We start from the raw sequence: 16,551 nt of genomic DNA, 5'->3' as shown, positions 1-16,551 counted from the left end.
GTCGGGGCTAAATCGCGCCAGCGCTGGCTGTTTTACGCGTATGACAGGCTCCGGAAGACGGTTGTTGCGCACGTATTCGGTGAACGCACGATGGCGACGCTGGGGCGTCTTATGAGCCTGCTGTCACCCTTTGACGTGGTGATATGGATGACGGATGGCTGGCCGCTGTATGAATCCCGCCTGAAGGGAAAGCTGCACGTAATCAGCAAGCGATATACGCAGCGAATTGAGCGGCATAACCTGAATCTGAGGCAGCACCTGGCACGGCTGGGACGGAAGTCGCTGTCGTTCTCAAAATCGGTGGAGCTGCATGACAAAGTCATCGGGCATTATCTGAACATAAAACACTATCAATAAGTTGGAGTCATTACCCCATCCTTTTAACAAAATTAAACTGTAAGTTATCTGGCAATGCTAAAAATAACACACGTATTAGATCATCGTCATTCTCGAATTTTTGGTATAAATAGGCTGCAACTTTGTCACTCTCTTGTGGCGTCATCCGCAATAATTGACCATGGTGTTTCATCTCTGCCAGCTTGAACGCTAAGCTTGTGACAACATTGTTTGATGAATCGTTCGCCAACTGCATTGCCTGATTGAAGGTGAGTTGTCCTCCAGCACCGACCTGACGAATAGAGGAATCATCACTGCGGATATAGCCATCAATAATGGATTCAGGCAATAACCACGCATCTTTATAAAGCTCCTGAATGATCATATCCCAATCTCTTTTCGCCAGAGTCATGACGATATCCAGAGGGAGATTTTCACGTAGCGCAAGATTCAACGGACCGACACCATCAGGTAGACGACTCATTCGCGTCATTATTTCGACAGAGAGCGGTTCACGGTTGAGCAACCCCAGAACCACAGGCTGGTAACCCAATTGCTGATCGGTCAACTCCAGAATCTCATTGTCAGGCATATATCTCGCCATACTTTCAATCGTTTGTTCATCATTGCTATTAATAAGTTGTTTGCGTAGGTTAGCTGAAATTCCTTTAAGCCTTGGGAGAGTTCGCATTATGGCAAGATCAAATGTCGCAATATCTCGTCCTTCAAATGCAGCAACTTTGCCTTCATCCAGCATTTGCAATTCTTGCACTAACTCAGGAGAAGGCTTAGGGCGAAACAGCGCTTCTTTTTTCATCTGATTACAGACATTTCCTGCCATGCGAATATTGCTTCGCTTAAAAATTTCTTTCAGAGCATCTTCATCATTAATTAGCCCCCAATAATATGCATCAGGATTTATTATCATCAGCGCTTTTTTGACATTTTCAGTGTCATGTTTGTCACTCGCACGGACCATGAATTCACTATTTGTCGAAGACGCAACAACAGGTGCAATTATGTCATTGATAAATATCCCACGCGCATTAACACTCCCCTTAATCGTAGACGGATTATCGTAATATGAGTCGATAAATACCAGTCCACTTGCATTTATCGAACCGGTAATTAACAGTGGTGAATCCGCAACTATATTCGTTGCCGTCACGTTACCGAGAATAACCCATGGATTAGAAAGAGAGAAAGTGGAAATATTACCTTTGACTGTCAAATTCCCAAGAACAATCAATTTTTGATTACTCTCTATATTACCTTCTACCACTAAATCGCCACGATGCACTTTCCAGTTCGATGCAGATAAACCGAAGGGGACAAGATTCACGCTACTGTTGATAGCTTGTTCAACTTGTTGTTTATCTTCAGCGGTAGCCGCAGAAAAAAATTGTTCAATATCAACTGCATTTGCAACACATCGAAGTTCCGCCTGTACTGGAAGACTCAGCATAAACAGGGGAAGTAAACCTATCCAGCCGCAAATCCTGGCCTTAAACATATGCACTCCATGCCATTAAAAAAGAAACAAAAGGGAAATGCATCTTTCCCTTTTGTATATTCGTTATTCTCGCGAAATACCATCCAACGTAGACAACACTTCCTCAGAAAGTTGCAATTTTTCAGCAGCCATATTCTCCCGTAAATGCGCAACCGAAGACGTCCCTGGGATCAGCAAAATATTCGGTGAACGCTGTAACAGCCACGCCAGCGCCACCTGCATTGGTGTTGCACCCAGGCTCGCAGCAACATCGGAAAGTGTGGACGATTGCAGCGGTGTAAAGCCCCCGAGCGGGAAGAACGGCACGTAGGCAATGCCATCGTGGGCCAAAGCATCAATCATTGCATCATCAGCACGGTGCGCGATGTTGTATTCGTTTTGCACACAGACAATTTCGGCAATCTTGCGCGCCTCTGCAACCTGCGTCGGTGTGACGTTGCTCAGGCCAATATGTTTTACCAGGCCTTGTTGTTGCATCTCTGCCAGCACGGTCAGGCTGGCCTCAATCGATCCTTCCGCTGGGCCATGACCATCCCCCATCATAACGCGCAGGTTAACCACATCCAGCACGTCCAGCCCGAGATTACGTAGATTATCGTGCACCGCTTTTTGCAGCTCTGCCGGAGAAAATGCGGGCAACCAGGATGCGTCCTCTCCACGCCGCGCACCAATTTTAGTGACAATTGTCAGGTCGTCAGAGTAAGGATAAAGCGCTTCGCGGATAATCTGATTGGTGACGTGCGGACCATAAAAGTCGCTGGTATCAATATGATTGACGCCCAATGCCAGCGCCTCACGCAGCACGGTTATAGCGACGTGGCGATCTCGTGGGGGGCCAAAAACTCCAGGACCTGCCAGTTGCATCGCGCCATAACCAAGACGGTTAACGGATTTTGTACCGAGAGTAAATGTGTTGCTGCTCATCGCACCCTGCCCTGTAATAAAACGGATTAAGAAAAATCAGTATAGAAACGAAAAGAGATAAATAATGCGAAGGTGTAAACAAGATTACTGGATGAGTTGCTCTGTTATCCTGAAAGACACCAAAACAAAACGCGTCAAGCGCCGCATCCGGCAATAAAAAAACCGCAACCTGTATCAGCGTTGCGGTTTAGGGATCACATGCTAAAAATTAGAACGTCCAGCATCAGGACGTTACTGTTTCGGTCGCAGATTCTCATCAAATACCAGGCGTTTCCTGCCAGGTTCAATTTCCCGCAATGGCTCGACTTGATGTAACGTCTGCTTACAGCGTGTCACCAGCACCTGGTACTCATGCGTACCCTGCTTTTTCCATGCCAACTCCTGCTCACTGAGTTCACGAATCGCTTTCGCCGGGCTGCCGACAATCAGGTAATTAGCTGGCATTTCTGCTTTGGCTTTCACAAATGCGGATGCACCAACAATGCTGTTCTCGCCAATCACCGCACCGTCCATCACTACCGCGTTCATTCCCACTAATGCATTGCGGCGGATAATGCAGCCGTGAAGGATAGCGCTATGACCAATATGTCCATCTTCTCCTACAACAGTATCCTGCTCGGGAAAACCGTGCATAACGCAATTATCCTGAATGTTCGCGCCATCTTTCACCACGATACGACCAAAATCGCCACGCAGGCTGGCATTTGGCCCAACGTAAACGCCCTTGCCGAGAATAACATCGCCGATCAATACCGCTGTCGGATGGACAAAACTCTCTTCTGGCACAACCGGAGTCAGACCGTCTATCTGATAAATTGGCATAACGCCTCCTGTTCAATATTCAAGCCGCCAAAACGTTGAAAATACAGGCTTCCCGGCGCAGGCAGTTCACCGACCGAGGTTTCACCTTTTTCACTAACGAACGCTAAAGCAGCAGGCGCTACGCGCTGATAAATGTTGATACACAGCTGACGCGCCGTATGCCCTGCCCAGTGTGCCGGAAGCAACTCCTCCGGCAACAATGGGTCTTTAAGGACGACACGGCGATAAAAATGGATCAGTAAAAGCTGAATATGAAATGCCCGCTCCGGGGTTAACTCGTCTGCCGCCTCTTTTAAAAGCGGCACCAGCGGGCGGAATGACTGAATAAAGGTTTCGTACATGGCATTTTGTTCAGTTAAATGCCAGCACTCTTCTACTCTGGCACGCAGTGCTGCGCGAGAAAGCGCCAGTGGTATTTGCGCTTCAAAACAAATCACGTTATCCGCCACACCCGCTTCATGCAAAAGTGTCTGTACATCGGCCAGTTTTTGCGACGGCGATGCCATCAGGCTGGGTGCCAGTGCGCCAAAACCTTGCCAGATCAACTGCTTTTTGACATCAGCCAGCGTTGATTTATCTAAACCTTCCGAGAGCAACAGGAGCCATTTACCATCCCATGCAGGTTGCTCTGCGCGATAAATTTTACTTTCTGCCCGTCGCGTCAGGCGCAAGCCTTTATCACTGAGGCTATAGAAACTGCGTCGCCCGATGCGGGAAACATCCAGCCAGCCTTCTTTATTAAGACGAAACAAAGCGGTGCGCACGAAACGCTCACCAAATCCCAGCCCTTTCAGCAAAGCAGCCAGACTACCCAACCAGATTTCACCACCACGATGGGAAAGCGAATCACCATACAGAGAGGAGATCAAAGATGTGCCACTGACCGGAACAGCGTTTACAGCATGTTGGATAAAAGTATCAAGTTTACTCATTCGCTTCAGTCTGTTGTTATTATTGTGATTTATGAATCATAGCACAGGTCGTATCGACTTCTGGCCCTGGCGCTTTACCCCACCAGGGCCAGACGATACGTCAGGCACCAACAATATTGCGCAGATCAAACACCCGACACGCCTTGCCTTCTGAACGCGGGATACTGCCACAGTTAACGATCATCACATCGGTAGAGATCCCCACCATCGACTTAATCCGATGGCGCAGCTGGTGGCATACCTGGCAACGCTGCTCATGCGTCAATGTCAGGCTACTTTCTTTCAACTCCACTTTCACAGAAAGTGAATCAAGATGCCCCCGGCGGTTCACCTCCAGTTGGTAATGCGGCGATAAATGTTCGAATTTGACAATCTCTTCTTCCAGTTGTGACGGAAAGACATTTACACCGCGAATAATCAACATGTCATCGCTGCGTCCGCTGATGCGATCCATGCGGCGCATAGTCCGCGCCGTTCCTGGTAACAGTCGGGTTAAATCACGCGTGCGGTAACGAATGACCGGCAATGCTTCTTTGGTCAGCGTGGTGAATAACAGTTCGCCATGTTCACCATCGGCAAGCGGTGTGCCGTCATGAGGATTAACAATTTCAGGATAGAAATGATCTTCCCAAATGGTTGGGCCGTCGGTAGTTTCCAGACACTCCATCGCCACCCCCGGCCCCATCACTTCTGACAGGCCATAAATATCCAGTGCGGTGATCCCCAGGCGACGCTCAATTTCTTTACGCATGGCCTGTGTCCACGGCTCAGCACCAAACACTCCAACCCGCAGCGAGCAACCGCTGGCATCACCGCCCAACTGCCGCTCCAGCTCTTCAATCAGGTTAAGGCAATAAGATGGCGTAACCATGATCATATCTGGTTGAAAATCACGGATCAGTTGCGCTTGTTTTTCTGTCTGCCCGCCAGACATCGGGATCACCGTAGCGCCCAGACGTTCGGCACCATAGTGCGCACCCAGCCCACCAGTAAACAGCCCGTAACCATAGGCGACATGAATTTTGTCTTTGGGCGTGCCACCCGCCGCACGCAACGAACGCGCTACAATATTGGCCCAGTTATCAATATCGTTTTGCGTATAGCCGACAACTGTCGGTTTACCTGTGGTTCCCGAAGAAGCATGAATGCGCACCACTTGTTCCATCGGCACGGCAAAGGTGTCGAAAGGATAGTTGTCGCGCAGATCCTGTTTGGTGGTACAGGGAAATTTACGCAGGTCTGAAAGTTCCCTGAAATCATCAGGATGTACGCCTGCTGCGTTGAATTTGCGCCGATACATCGGGACATTTTCATACGCGTGTTTGAGCGTCCATTTCAGACGCTGTGTTTGTAACGCCTGTAACTCATCAACAGACGCGGTTTCAATCGGGTCAAGCTTTGTATTGGTTATCATTGTAGGGTACTCGCAGGTTGATATGCTCAAACACGCTCCAGAATCATGGCGATGCCCTGACCGACACCGATGCACATGGTGCACAATGCGTAACGACCGTTACGCCGATGCAGCTCATGGCTGGCAGCCAGTGCCAGGCGGGCACCACTCATTCCCAACGGATGGCCTAAGGCGATAGCGCCTCCGTTGGGGTTAACATGTGGGGCATCATCAGGCAGCCCCAATTCGCGTAGTACACCCAACGCCTGGGCCGCGAATGCTTCGTTCAGTTCAATCACGTCCATATCGTGAATACTCAGCCCCGCGCGTTCCAGCACCCGGCGAGTTGCAGGCACCGGACCAAGCCCCATCAGGCGCGGTTCCACCCCGGCGGTTGCCATGGCTACGATACGCGCTCGCGGTGTCAGTCCTTGCGCTGCTGCCATCTGTTCACTGGCAATAATCAACGCAGCGGCTCCGTCATTCACCCCGGAGGCATTGCCTGCGGTGATCACTCCATTGGCACGAAATGGTGCTTTTAGTCCACGTAACTGTTCCAGCGTCGTTTCCGGGCGCAAATGCTCGTCATGTTGTATTTCTGTTACAACACCTTTCTTATTTTTCAACACAACCGGAACAATCTCTTCAGCTAAAATGCCTGAAGATTGCGCTTTTGCCGAACGTTGCTGACTGCGTAGCGCAAAACTATCTTGATCTTCTCGCGAGATTTTTAACAGTTCAGCTACATTCTCTGCCGTTTCCGGCATGCTGTCAGTTCCAAATTGTTGAGCCATGAGCGGGTTCACAAATCGCCAGCCAATAGTGGTATCAAACATCTCAGCCTGACGAGAAAATGCACTGGTTGCCTTGCCCATAACAAACGGTGCCCGAGACATTGACTCCACGCCACCGGCGATCAGCAAATCGCCATCGCCCGCTTTAATCGCCCGTGCGGCGAACCCCAGTGCGTCCAGCCCGGAACCACACAAGCGGTTAATGGTTGTGCCGGAAACACTCTGCGGCAGCCCCGCCAGTAAAGTCGCCATCCGGGCTACGTTACGGTTATCTTCTCCCGCCTGATTAGCACAGCCGAGGATCACATCATCGATACACTCCGCATCGAGACGCGGGTTTCGCACCAGCAGCTCCCGCAAAGGGATAGCAGCCAGATCGTCAGCCCGAACACCTGATAATGCCCCGCCGTAGCGACCAATTGGCGTACGAATTCCGTCACAGATAAAGGCTTCACGCATCAGGCTTCTCCTGTAATGGTGCCGCCGATGCGGTGAGATTTACCGCGAAACAGCGCAACCGTTTTTTGTTGTTGGTTAACAATTTCGATGTCGTAAACACCGGTTTGCTTGCCCTGATGACGTACCTGCGCAGTAGCAGTTAAGGTGTCTCCGGCAAAGCCTGGACGTAAAAAATCAATCGTGCAGGCAGAAGCGACGGCTGCCAGCCCCTGGCTATTGCAGGCGTAGGCAAAGGCAGTATCAGCCAGTGAAAATAGCTGCCCGCCGTGGCAACTTTGATGACCGTTAAGCATTTGTGCAGTGACGGTCATGGTCACTACAGCAAAGCCTTCATCCATTGAGATAATGTCGATGCCAAGCGCTTTGGCGCAGGCATCGTTCTCATACATTGCATGGGCATTTTGCCAGGCCTTATGACTCATAACCGCTCTCCAGAAGCGCCCGTTGGCGCAGCAATGAACATGGGCGATAGCGTTCTTCGCCATAGTGATGCTGTAGATTTTCAAGGAGCCTTAATATTCGCTGCCAGCCAAGTTGCGCTCCCCAGGCAAGTGGGCCATATGGATAATTCACCCCAAGACGCATGGCGGTATCGATATCCTGTTCAGAGGCCACGCCTTTTTGAAGCGCATCAAGGGCTTCATTGATGATCATTGCTACCGTTCGCCAAATCAGCATTCCTGGGTAATCTGCAATTTGCAGCACTGTTTTGCCCTGCTGTTGCAGGTAATAAATGGCCTTGCGGGTCGCTGAGTCCGGGTTCACCGCTGCCGCAGCAATGGTCACCACCTTGCTCGCCATTTTGTCGACCACTACCACCGGGCGTGCCAGTCGTATTGCCAGCGCCTGTGCCGTCTCGCCTTGTGTCTCAATCAATAAAACATCGTCAATTTCCGTGACACCGTCACTTTTCTTTTCTACTTTCATTGGGCTAAAACTGTCGCTTACCGCTTCCAGGCCAACAACTGCCTCACGTTCCGCGCGCCAGTCGTACACGCCCAGCCCACTTTTCTTGCCCAACCGTCCACCAATCACCAGTTCCTGTTGCACCAGCGAAGGTAAAAAACGACGCTCCTGCCAGAAAGCGTTAAACACCGAACAGGTGACAGCAAAATTGACGTCCTGACCAATCAGATCGGTTAATTCCAGCGGCCCCATCGGGAAACCAGCGCCATCGCGAAGTGCAGCGTCAATCACTTCTGGTGCAGCAACCTGCTCTTCCAGTGCCCGCCAGGCCTCGGAATAATAAGGACGCGCAACACGGTTAACGATAAATCCGGGGGTCGAATGACAGCGCACTGGCTGCTTACCCCAACTCAATGTCAGTTCACACAACTGCTCGACAACTTCCGCTGCCGTTGCCAGCCCACTGACCACCTCCACCAACTTCATCACCGGTGCCGGGTTAAAAAAATGCAGCCCCGCAACACGTTCAGGATTTTTTACCTCCGCAGCAATCGCGGTTATAGAGATTGACGAAGTGTTAGTGGTCAATAGCGTTTGTGGCGGGCAAACTTCCGCCAGTTGTGCAAAGAGCGCTTTTTTAACTTCCAGACGTTCAGACGCCGCTTCAATAACCAGATTCGCTGCTGCCAGCGCGTGAATATCGGTCACCGGGATCAGGCGTTTCAATGTGCGTTCACAGGTTTCAGCGGTCAGTTTTCCCCGCGTCACGCGTGAATTTAGCCGCGCGTGTATCCCGTCGATTGCGCGGGTCAGCGCTTCAGCAGAAATGTCATACAGTAAAACCTGATGTCCATGACTGGCAGCAACTTCAGCAATGCCTGCCCCCATGGTGCCGCTCCCAATCACTGCCACAGTTTGCACATTTATCATCATGCTATTTCCCCGTGAACTGCGGTGAGCGTTTAGCCAGGAACGCACTGACACCTTCACGATAATCTGCGCTCCGTCCGGCAAGTCGCTGATAGTCACGTTCCAGATCCAGTTGCGTATCGAGCGTATTGGTTTCAGCGCTATTTATCGCTTGCTTGATAAGTCCAAGACCAAATGTCGGTTGTGTCGCCAGATGCCGTGCCAGCTGTTGCGCGGTATCTGCCAGCGTTTCATCATCAACAACCTGCCAGATCATCCCCCATTCGTGCGCCTGTTCAGCACTCAGTTGATTCCCCAGCAGTGCCAGCCCCATGGCGCGCGCTCGTCCGGCAACGCGTGGCAGTAACCAGGTTCCACCGCAATCGGGTATTAAGCCTAACTTACTAAACGCCATGACGAATTTTGCTGAACGGGCAGCAATAACGATGTCGCCCCCCAGTGCCAGTGTTGCGCCTGCCCCTGCCGCCACGCCATTGACTGCACAGATCACCGGTTTTGGCAGTTTTGCCAGGCGACGTACCAGTGGGTTATAGAAACGTTCAACTGACATCCCTAAATCCGGTGCGGGGCCTGTGGGATCAACGTTACGATCGTTAAGATCCTGACCAGCACAAAATCCGCGCCCGGCACCTGTAAGTAACAGGCAACGGATAGTGTCGTCGCGCTCGACCTGTTTCAGGCACTCTGCCAGTTGTGCGTGCATCTCATCATTAAAACTGTTCAGGCGTTCCGGGCGGTTGAGCGTTAGTGTCATCACGCCCTTTTCTACATGACTGAGGATGAATTCCATCATTAGCGTCCTTTAAAGTCGGGCGTGCGTTTTTGTAAGAAAGCGGAGATGCCTTCATGACGATCTTCTGTTGCCGCCAGCAAGGTGAATAACTGTCGCTCCTGGGCAAGTCCGGCTTGCAAAGCCACTTCCTGCGACTGGCGCAGCGCTTGCTTTGCCGCTTGTAAGGCCAGCGGCGAGTGACGTGCCATTTTCGATGCCAGCTGTAAGGCGTATTCGAGGGTTAAATCGCTGGGGAAGACGTCGCTAACCAGCCCGGCCTGCTGTGCTTGCTGAGCGGTGATACTTTCTCCGCTCAGCACCATTTTGCTGGCTAACGATTTACCGACACTACGGATTAAACGTTGCGTTCCGCCTGCGCCAGGCATGATGCCGAGAGTGATTTCCGGCAACCCAAAACGCGCGTTCTCTCCGGCAACCACCACATCGCACAACAATGCCAGTTCGCAACCCGCCCCAAGCGCGTAACCATTGACGGCTGCGATAAGTGGTTTATTAAAGGCCTGCAATCGCGCCCATAGCTGCGGACGTGTATCGTTTAAGGTGGCCGCGAGATCTTTTTCTGCCATTTCGTTGAGATCGGCCCCAGCGGCAAAAAAGCGTGCATTACCGGTAATCACACAGACCGAAATGCTGGTATCGGTAGCCGCAGCTTCCAGTTCATTTACCAGTTGCATCAGCAGGGCATTATTTAGCGCATTACGTGCGGCGGGACGGTTAAGGGTCAGCAACAATACTCGTTGCTGACGGCTGACGATCAGTTCGCTCATGCCATCCCCTTCGCGTCAAAGTCAACCACCACATCGCTGGTCAGCGGCAGTGCCTGGCAACTCAACACATAACCTGCGGCCAGTTCATCCGGTTCCAGACTGTAATTGGTTTCCATCGCCACTTTGCCACGCAGCACTTTGCATTTGCAGGTCGCACAGACGCCGCCTTTGCAGGCATAGGGCAGATCTGCCCCCTGGCGCAATGCCGCATCGAGAATGCTTTCATCGTCGGCATTAAGCACGATTTCCCGATCCCGCCCATCCTGACGTACAGTCACTTTTTGTCCGTCACTTTGCACGTTAACGCTACGTTTGACGCGCGTGCCAGGCGTATTAAACCGCTCCAGATGAATGGTTTTATCTGGCATTCCCAGTGCTTTTAAGGCGGTTTCCGCGTCATCCATCATCGCCGCCGGACCACAAATAAATGCCTCATCATAAAGACGAAAATTAATGAGCGAGGCCCCAAGTGACTGTAATTTTTCACCGTCAATACGCCCGTGAAGCAGATCGCTGTCGAGGGTTTCCTGACTGAAAATGCACAACAACTGTAAACGCTGAGGATATTTGTCTTTCAGGTCTGCCAGTGCCTGGCGAAACATCATGCTCTGGCTGGTACGGTTACCGTAGATCAGGGTGAACTGACTTTCAGGCTCGGTTTGTAAAGTGGTGGCGATAATCGCCAGCATTGGCGTAATACCTGATCCTGCTGCAATTGCCAGATAGCGCCCCTGGCGTTCGGCCTGCGGCTGATAGCCGAAATGCCCCTGCGGCACCATGACCTCCAGCGTCATACCCTGGCGGATGTGTTCGCGGGCATAGCGGGAGAAACGTCCGCCTTCAATGGCTTTCACCGCCACACTAATTTCGCCAGGCAGATAGCTGCGGCAAATGGAGTAACAACGGCGTAATTCTTCACCATCAAAGCTGGCTTTTAAGGTCAAATGTTGACCGGGGCGAAAGCGATACGCCTCCTGCAAAGGCTGGGGCACCGCAAAGGTAATGGTCACCGCATCACGGGTTTCCGGCTCCACTTTTGCCACCGTTAAGGAATGAAACGTTGTCATGGCATCCTCAAATACATTTGAAATAATCGAAAGGTTCGCGGCAACTATCGCAGCGATACAATGCTTTGCAGGCCGTGGAACCAAATTCACTGATAAGTGTGGTATGGACGCTGGCACAGCGCGGGCAACGTACTTCTGGCGGCAAATGGGCATGGCAACTGTGTCCGGCGGGCGGGCTAATGCCATACTGTCGCAGACGCTCACGGGCATCGGGGGTCATCCAGTCGGTGGTCCATGCCGGGTCGAGTTGCAGCACAACCTGAACGGGGGTAAACCCGTGGGTTGTCATTGCCTCACGTATCGCGCCAATCAAATGTTCCGTTGCCGGACAACCGGAATAAGTCGGCGTAAAGCCGATCACCCATCCTTCTCCCATCTGTGTCACATTACGCACCATGCCTAAATCGGTAATGGTCAGCACCGGGATCTCCGGGTCCGGGATCTGGCTGAGTAGCGCCCATATCTCATGCACCTGCGGCGGTGCAATGGTGGCCAGACGTTGCATACCCATCTCCTCTGTTACCACTGCTGACCGGGCAAGACACGCTGGAGATACTGCATTTCTGCCAGCATGGGCCCAAGGTGTTCGGTATGCAGTCCTTTTTTACCGCCAGTGCGATACGCCTGCTCTTGCGGTACGTTCAATGTGGCTTCGTTGATCCCGGCAAAAACTTCGGCTTCCCACGCTGCGCGTAAAGTGCGTGGGTCAACCGCAATACCCTCTTCACTCAGTGCAATATCAATCTCGTCGGCATCGAACAGTTCGGCGGTAAAACGCCACAACTTGTTGATGGCCTGCTGCATCTTTTGCCCTGATACGTCAGTACCATTGCCCAGTCGCTCCAGCCAGCCACGACTAAAACGCAGGTGATAACGCGCTTCTTTAATTGCTTTGGCAGAAATCGCCGCCAGTTGCGGCTCGCGGCTTTCCATCAGACGGGTAAAGAGCGCCACATGCCATGCATCGATGAAATACTGGCGTGCAATGGTGTCGGCAAAATTGCCGTTTGGTTGTTCAACCAACAATAAGTTGCTGAACTGGCGCTCGTCTCGGGTGAAGGCCAGGGTATCTTCATCGCCTTCTCCCGCTAATTCAGCGGCATACGATAAGAAGTTGCGTGCCTGACCTAATAAATCGAGGCCAATGTTTGCCAGTGCGAGATCGATTTCCAGTTCCGGTGCATGACCGCACCATTCCCCCAACCGCTGGGAGAGCACCAGGCAGTTATCGCCCAGGCGCAAGGTGTAAGCCGTTAACTGATTCATTTCCAACCTCACATGTGCTCAATGCCATCAGGGATGGAGTAAAACGTTGGATGGCGATAGACCTTGCTTTCAGCCGGATCAAAAAATTCACCGCGTTCTTCCGGTTGCGAGGCAACAATTTCACTCGCCTTCACCACCCAAATTGAACATCCTTCGCTACGACGGCTGTAAGCATCACGGGCATTTTCCAGTGCCATCCGCTCATCGGCAGCATGTAAACTGCCAACATGGCGGTGTGATAAGCCCTGTTTGCCACGCACGAAAACTTCGTATAACGGCCAGTAAACATTACTCATTTTGAATCTCCTTATGCGACCTTACGGGCATGTTGTTTTTGTGCATGGGCCAGCGCTGCTTCCCGTACCCAGGTACCTTCTTCCCAGGCTTTACGTTTGGCGTCGAGCCGCTCCTGATTACAAATTCCGCGACCGTTTATCACTTCGTTAAACTCCTGCCAGTCGATCTCACCAAAGCGGTAGTGCCCGCTTTCAGTATCAAAATGCAGATCCGGGTCAGGAACGGTCATACCGAGCATTTCAACCTGTGGAACGGTGTTATCCACGAAACGCTGGCGGAGTTCGTCGTTGGTGAAACGTTTGATTTTCCAGGCGAGACTTCTGGCGCTGTTTGGCGAGTTATCATCGTTTGGCCCGAACATCATTAAGGCTGGCCACCAGAAACGGTTAATGGCGTCTTGCAACATCTGCTTTTGAGCTTCGCTGCCCTGCGCCAGTGCCATGCAGGCTTCAAACCCCTGACGCTGGTGAAAACTCTCTTCTTTGCAGATTTTCACCATTGCTCTGGCATACGGGCCATAAGAAGTGCGGCATAACGCCACCTGATTGACGATCGCTGCGCCATCCACCAGCCAGCCGATAACACCGATATCAGCCCAACTCAATGTCGGATAATTAAAGATGGAGGAATATTTCATCCGTCCGTCGAGCATTTTTTGGTAGATGTCTTCTCTGGCGCAGCCCAGTGTTTCGGCGGCGCTATAGAGATACAGGCCATGACCTGCTTCATCCTGCACTTTGGCTAACAGAATGGCTTTACGCCGCAAGGTTGGTGCGCGAGTGATCCAGTTACCTTCAGGCAACATACCAACAATCTCGGAGTGCGCATGCTGCCCAATCTGGCGGATCAATGTCTTTCGGTAAGCATCGGGCATCCAGTCCTGCGGCTCGATAGCCGTTTCCTGGGCTATCCGTTGCTCAAAGCGTTCTTCTTGGGTCACGTCATCACCTTTACGATTCCAGTTTTTGTGATTTAATTAAAAACACGAATCACGTTGTTTTGTAAAAGTTACACAATGGTTAACTAAAATCACAAATTTTGTATGTTTGAACTGTGACAGATTTCGCACCATATTTTTATAAATCATTATTTATCAGTGCATTAATGTTTTCCGCAGTTGCTATACAGATCGCATAGTTAACATTTCGTTAAAAGATCCCTTGCTTTTTATGATTCGCGATTTAACTATTAGCAACAGAAATGTGAAACATCTGGAGAGTAGCGATGCAGCAGTTAGCCAGTTTCTTATCCGGTACCTGGCAGTCTGGCCGGGGCCGTAGCCGTTTGATTCACCACGCCATTAGCGGCGAGGCATTATGGGAAGTGACCAGTGAAGGTCTTGATATGGCGGCTGCCCGCCAGTTTGCCATTGAAAAAGGTGCCCCCGCCCTCCGCGCGATGACCTTTATCGAACGTGCGGCGATGCTTAAAGCGGTCGCTAAACATCTGCTGAGTGAAAAAGAGCGCTTCTATGCTCTTTCTGCGCAAACAGGCGCAACGCGGGCAGACAGTTGGGTTGATATTGAAGGCGGTATTGGGACGTTATTTACTTACGCCAGCCTCGGTAGCCGGGAGCTGCCTGACGATACGCTGTGGCCGGAAGATGAATTGATCCCCTTATCGAAAGAAGGTGGATTTGCCGCGCGCCATGTACTGACCTCAAAGTCAGGCGTGGCAGTGCATATTAACGCCTTTAACTTCCCCTGCTGGGGAATGCTGGAAAAGCTGGCACCAACGTGGCTGGGCGGAATGCCAGCCATCATCAAACCAGCTACCGCGACGGCCCAACTGACTCAGGCGATGGTGAAATCAATTGTCGATAGTGGTCTTGTTCCCGAAGGCGCAATTAGTCTGATCTGCGGTAGTGCGGGCGACCTTTTGGATCATCTGGACAGCCAGGATGTGGTGACTTTCACGGGGTCCGCGACGACCGGACAGATGCTGCGAGTTCAGCCAAATATCGTTGCCAAATCTATCCCCTTCACGATGGAAGCTGATTCCCTGAACTGCTGCGTACTGGGCGAAGATGTCACCCCGGATCAACCGGAGTTTGCGCTGTTTATTCGTGAAGTTGTGCGTGAGATGACCACAAAAGCCGGGCAAAAATGTACGGCAATCCGGCGGATTATTGTGCCGCAGGCATTGGTTAATGCTGTCAGTGATGCTCTGGTTGCGCGATTACAGAAAGTCGTGGTCGGTGATCCTGCACAGGAAGGTGTGAAAATGGGCGCACTGGTAAATGCTGAACAGCGTGCTGATGTGCAGGAAAAAGTGAACACATTGCTGGCTGCAGGATGCGAGATTCGCCTCGGTGGTCAGGCGGATTTATCTGCTGCGGGTGCATTCTTCCCGCCAACCTTATTGTACTGTCCGCAGCCGGATGAAACACCGGCGGTACATGCAACAGAAGCCTTTGGCCCTGTCGCAACGCTGATGCCAGCACAAAACCAGCAACATGCTCTGCAACTGGCTTGTGCAGGCGGCGGTAGCCTTGCGGGAACGCTGGTGACGGCTGATCCGCAAATTGCGCGTCAGTTTATTGCCGACGCGGCACGTACGCATGGGCGAATTCAGATCCTCAATGAAGAGTCGGCAAAAGAATCCACCGGGCATGGCTCCCCACTGCCACAACTGGTACATGGTGGGCCTGGTCGCGCAGGAGGCGGTGAAGAATTAGGTGGTTTACGAGCGGTGAAACATTACATGCAGCGAACCGCTATACAGGGTAGCCCGTCGATGCTTGCCGCTATCAGTAAACAGTGGGTGCGTGGTGCGAAAGTCGAAGAAGATCGTATTCATCCGTTCCGCAAATATTTTGAGGAGCTGCAACCAGGCGACAGCCTGCTGACTCCCCGCCGCACAATGACAGAGGCCGATATTGTTAACTTTGCTTGCCTCAGCGGCGATCATTTCTATGCACATATGGATAAGATTGCTGCTGCCGAATCTATTTTCGGTGAGCGGGTGGTGCATGGGTATTTTGTGCTTTCTGCGGCTGCGGGTCTGTTTGTCGATGCCGGTGTCGGTCCGGTCATTGCTAACTACGGGCTGGAAAGCTTGCGTTTTATCGAACCCGTAAAGCCAGGCGATACCATCCAGGTGCGTCTCACCTGTAAGCGCAAGACGCTGAAAAAACAGCGTAGCGCAGAAGAAAAACCAACAGGTGTGGTGGAATGGGCTGTAGAGGTATTCAATCAGCATCAAACCCCGGTGGCGCTGTATTCAATTCTGACGCTGGTGGCCAGGCAGCACGGTGATTTTGTCGATTAATCGGTGAATGAAGGGCAACGGCGAATAGTTGCCCTTTTATTTCACTAAGTTTTGTGACGTTGTCACATTATGCATGATGTGT

The 16,551-nt window shown here is 51.6% G+C and carries 15 protein-coding genes and 2 pseudogenes; 2 read left to right on the top strand and 15 right to left on the bottom strand.

What is annotated here, in order from left to right:
• A pseudogene (locus tag K0778_RS16600) lies at positions 1-357 on the top strand (IS1-like element IS1B family transposase); the annotation flags it as partial.
• A gap of 16 nt (positions 358-373) precedes the next feature.
• Here the strand turns inward: K0778_RS16600 and K0778_RS16595 are convergent.
• The 15 genes and pseudogenes from K0778_RS16595 to paaA form a co-directional block, all read right to left on the bottom strand.
• Positions 374-1,849: pseudogene (locus K0778_RS16595) on the bottom strand (polymer-forming cytoskeletal protein); the annotation flags it as partial.
• A 63-nt stretch (positions 1,850-1,912) separates the two neighbouring features.
• Positions 1,913-2,773 carry a pyridoxine 4-dehydrogenase gene (gene pdxI, locus K0778_RS16590; RefSeq protein WP_000097802.1) on the bottom strand — a complete coding sequence of 287 codons (861 nt, stop codon included), beginning with the start codon at positions 2,771-2,773 and terminating at the stop codon, positions 1,913-1,915.
• 231 nt (positions 2,774-3,004) lie between these two features.
• Positions 3,005-3,595, bottom strand: coding sequence for a phenylacetic acid degradation protein PaaY (paaY, locus tag K0778_RS16585; RefSeq protein WP_001123464.1), 591 nt, complete (start codon positions 3,593-3,595; stop codon positions 3,005-3,007).
• Positions 3,577-4,527: a phenylacetic acid degradation operon negative regulatory protein PaaX gene (gene paaX / locus K0778_RS16580; protein WP_001619404.1), complete on the bottom strand. Its 951-nt coding sequence runs from the start codon at positions 4,525-4,527 to the stop codon at positions 3,577-3,579. The genes paaY and paaX overlap by 19 nt, the downstream gene beginning before the upstream one ends.
• Before the next feature lie 100 nt (positions 4,528-4,627).
• A complete protein-coding gene (gene paaK, locus K0778_RS16575; protein ID WP_000632293.1) occupies positions 4,628-5,941 on the bottom strand; it encodes a phenylacetate--CoA ligase PaaK in 1,314 nt (437 codons plus the stop codon).
• A 26-nt stretch (positions 5,942-5,967) separates the two neighbouring features.
• Entirely contained in the window at positions 5,968-7,173 is a 1,206-nt protein-coding gene (gene paaJ, locus K0778_RS16570) for a bifunctional 3-oxoadipyl-CoA/3-oxo-5,6-dehydrosuberyl-CoA thiolase (RefSeq protein WP_001206186.1), read from the bottom strand.
• Complete coding sequence (gene paaI / locus K0778_RS16565; protein WP_000018413.1) at positions 7,173-7,595, bottom strand: hydroxyphenylacetyl-CoA thioesterase PaaI; 423 nt, start codon at positions 7,593-7,595, stop codon at positions 7,173-7,175. The genes paaJ and paaI overlap by 1 nt, the downstream gene beginning before the upstream one ends.
• On the bottom strand, positions 7,585-9,012 hold the full coding sequence (gene paaH, locus K0778_RS16560; protein WP_063084535.1) for a 3-hydroxyacyl-CoA dehydrogenase PaaH: 1,428 nt from the start codon (positions 9,010-9,012) through the stop codon (positions 7,585-7,587). The genes paaI and paaH overlap by 11 nt, the downstream gene beginning before the upstream one ends.
• A gap of 1 nt (position 9,013) precedes the next feature.
• Positions 9,014-9,802 carry a 2-(1,2-epoxy-1,2-dihydrophenyl)acetyl-CoA isomerase PaaG gene (gene paaG / locus K0778_RS16555; protein ID WP_000969784.1) on the bottom strand — a complete coding sequence of 263 codons (789 nt, stop codon included), beginning with the start codon at positions 9,800-9,802 and terminating at the stop codon, positions 9,014-9,016.
• Complete coding sequence (gene paaF, locus K0778_RS16550) at positions 9,802-10,569, bottom strand: 2,3-dehydroadipyl-CoA hydratase PaaF (RefSeq protein WP_001292353.1); 768 nt, start codon at positions 10,567-10,569, stop codon at positions 9,802-9,804. Before paaF ends, paaG begins: the two co-directional genes overlap by 1 nt.
• Positions 10,566-11,636 carry a 1,2-phenylacetyl-CoA epoxidase subunit PaaE gene (gene paaE, locus K0778_RS16545; protein WP_023281895.1) on the bottom strand — a complete coding sequence of 357 codons (1,071 nt, stop codon included), beginning with the start codon at positions 11,634-11,636 and terminating at the stop codon, positions 10,566-10,568. Before paaE ends, paaF begins: the two co-directional genes overlap by 4 nt.
• 7 nt (positions 11,637-11,643) lie before the next feature.
• The gene (gene paaD, locus K0778_RS16540) at positions 11,644-12,141 is read right to left on the bottom strand and encodes a 1,2-phenylacetyl-CoA epoxidase subunit PaaD (RefSeq protein ID WP_001189197.1); all 498 of its coding nucleotides are present in this window, start codon (positions 12,139-12,141) and stop codon (positions 11,644-11,646) included.
• Between the two features lie 14 nt (positions 12,142-12,155).
• A complete protein-coding gene (gene paaC / locus K0778_RS16535; RefSeq protein ID WP_001072842.1) occupies positions 12,156-12,902 on the bottom strand; it encodes a 1,2-phenylacetyl-CoA epoxidase subunit PaaC in 747 nt (248 codons plus the stop codon).
• An 8-nt stretch (positions 12,903-12,910) separates the two neighbouring features.
• The gene (paaB, locus tag K0778_RS16530) at positions 12,911-13,198 is read right to left on the bottom strand and encodes a 1,2-phenylacetyl-CoA epoxidase subunit PaaB (protein ID WP_063084533.1); all 288 of its coding nucleotides are present in this window, start codon (positions 13,196-13,198) and stop codon (positions 12,911-12,913) included.
• Positions 13,199-13,209: 11 nt separating this feature from the next.
• Entirely contained in the window at positions 13,210-14,139 is a 930-nt protein-coding gene (gene paaA, locus K0778_RS16525) for a 1,2-phenylacetyl-CoA epoxidase subunit PaaA (RefSeq protein WP_000191072.1), read from the bottom strand.
• A 284-nt stretch (positions 14,140-14,423) separates the two neighbouring features.
• On the opposite strand from paaA, the gene paaZ reads away from it, so the two are divergent.
• A complete protein-coding gene (gene paaZ, locus K0778_RS16520) occupies positions 14,424-16,469 on the top strand; it encodes a phenylacetic acid degradation bifunctional protein PaaZ (RefSeq protein ID WP_001186495.1) in 2,046 nt (681 codons plus the stop codon).
• Positions 16,470-16,551: the final 82 nt, after the last annotated feature.

Origin of the sequence: Escherichia sp. XD33, assembly GCF_019375075.1 — a bacterium.
GTDB classification, from domain to species: Bacteria; Pseudomonadota; Gammaproteobacteria; order Enterobacterales; family Enterobacteriaceae; genus Enterobacter; species Enterobacter flexneri_A.
This window is presented reverse-complemented; position numbering and strand designations above follow the sequence as displayed.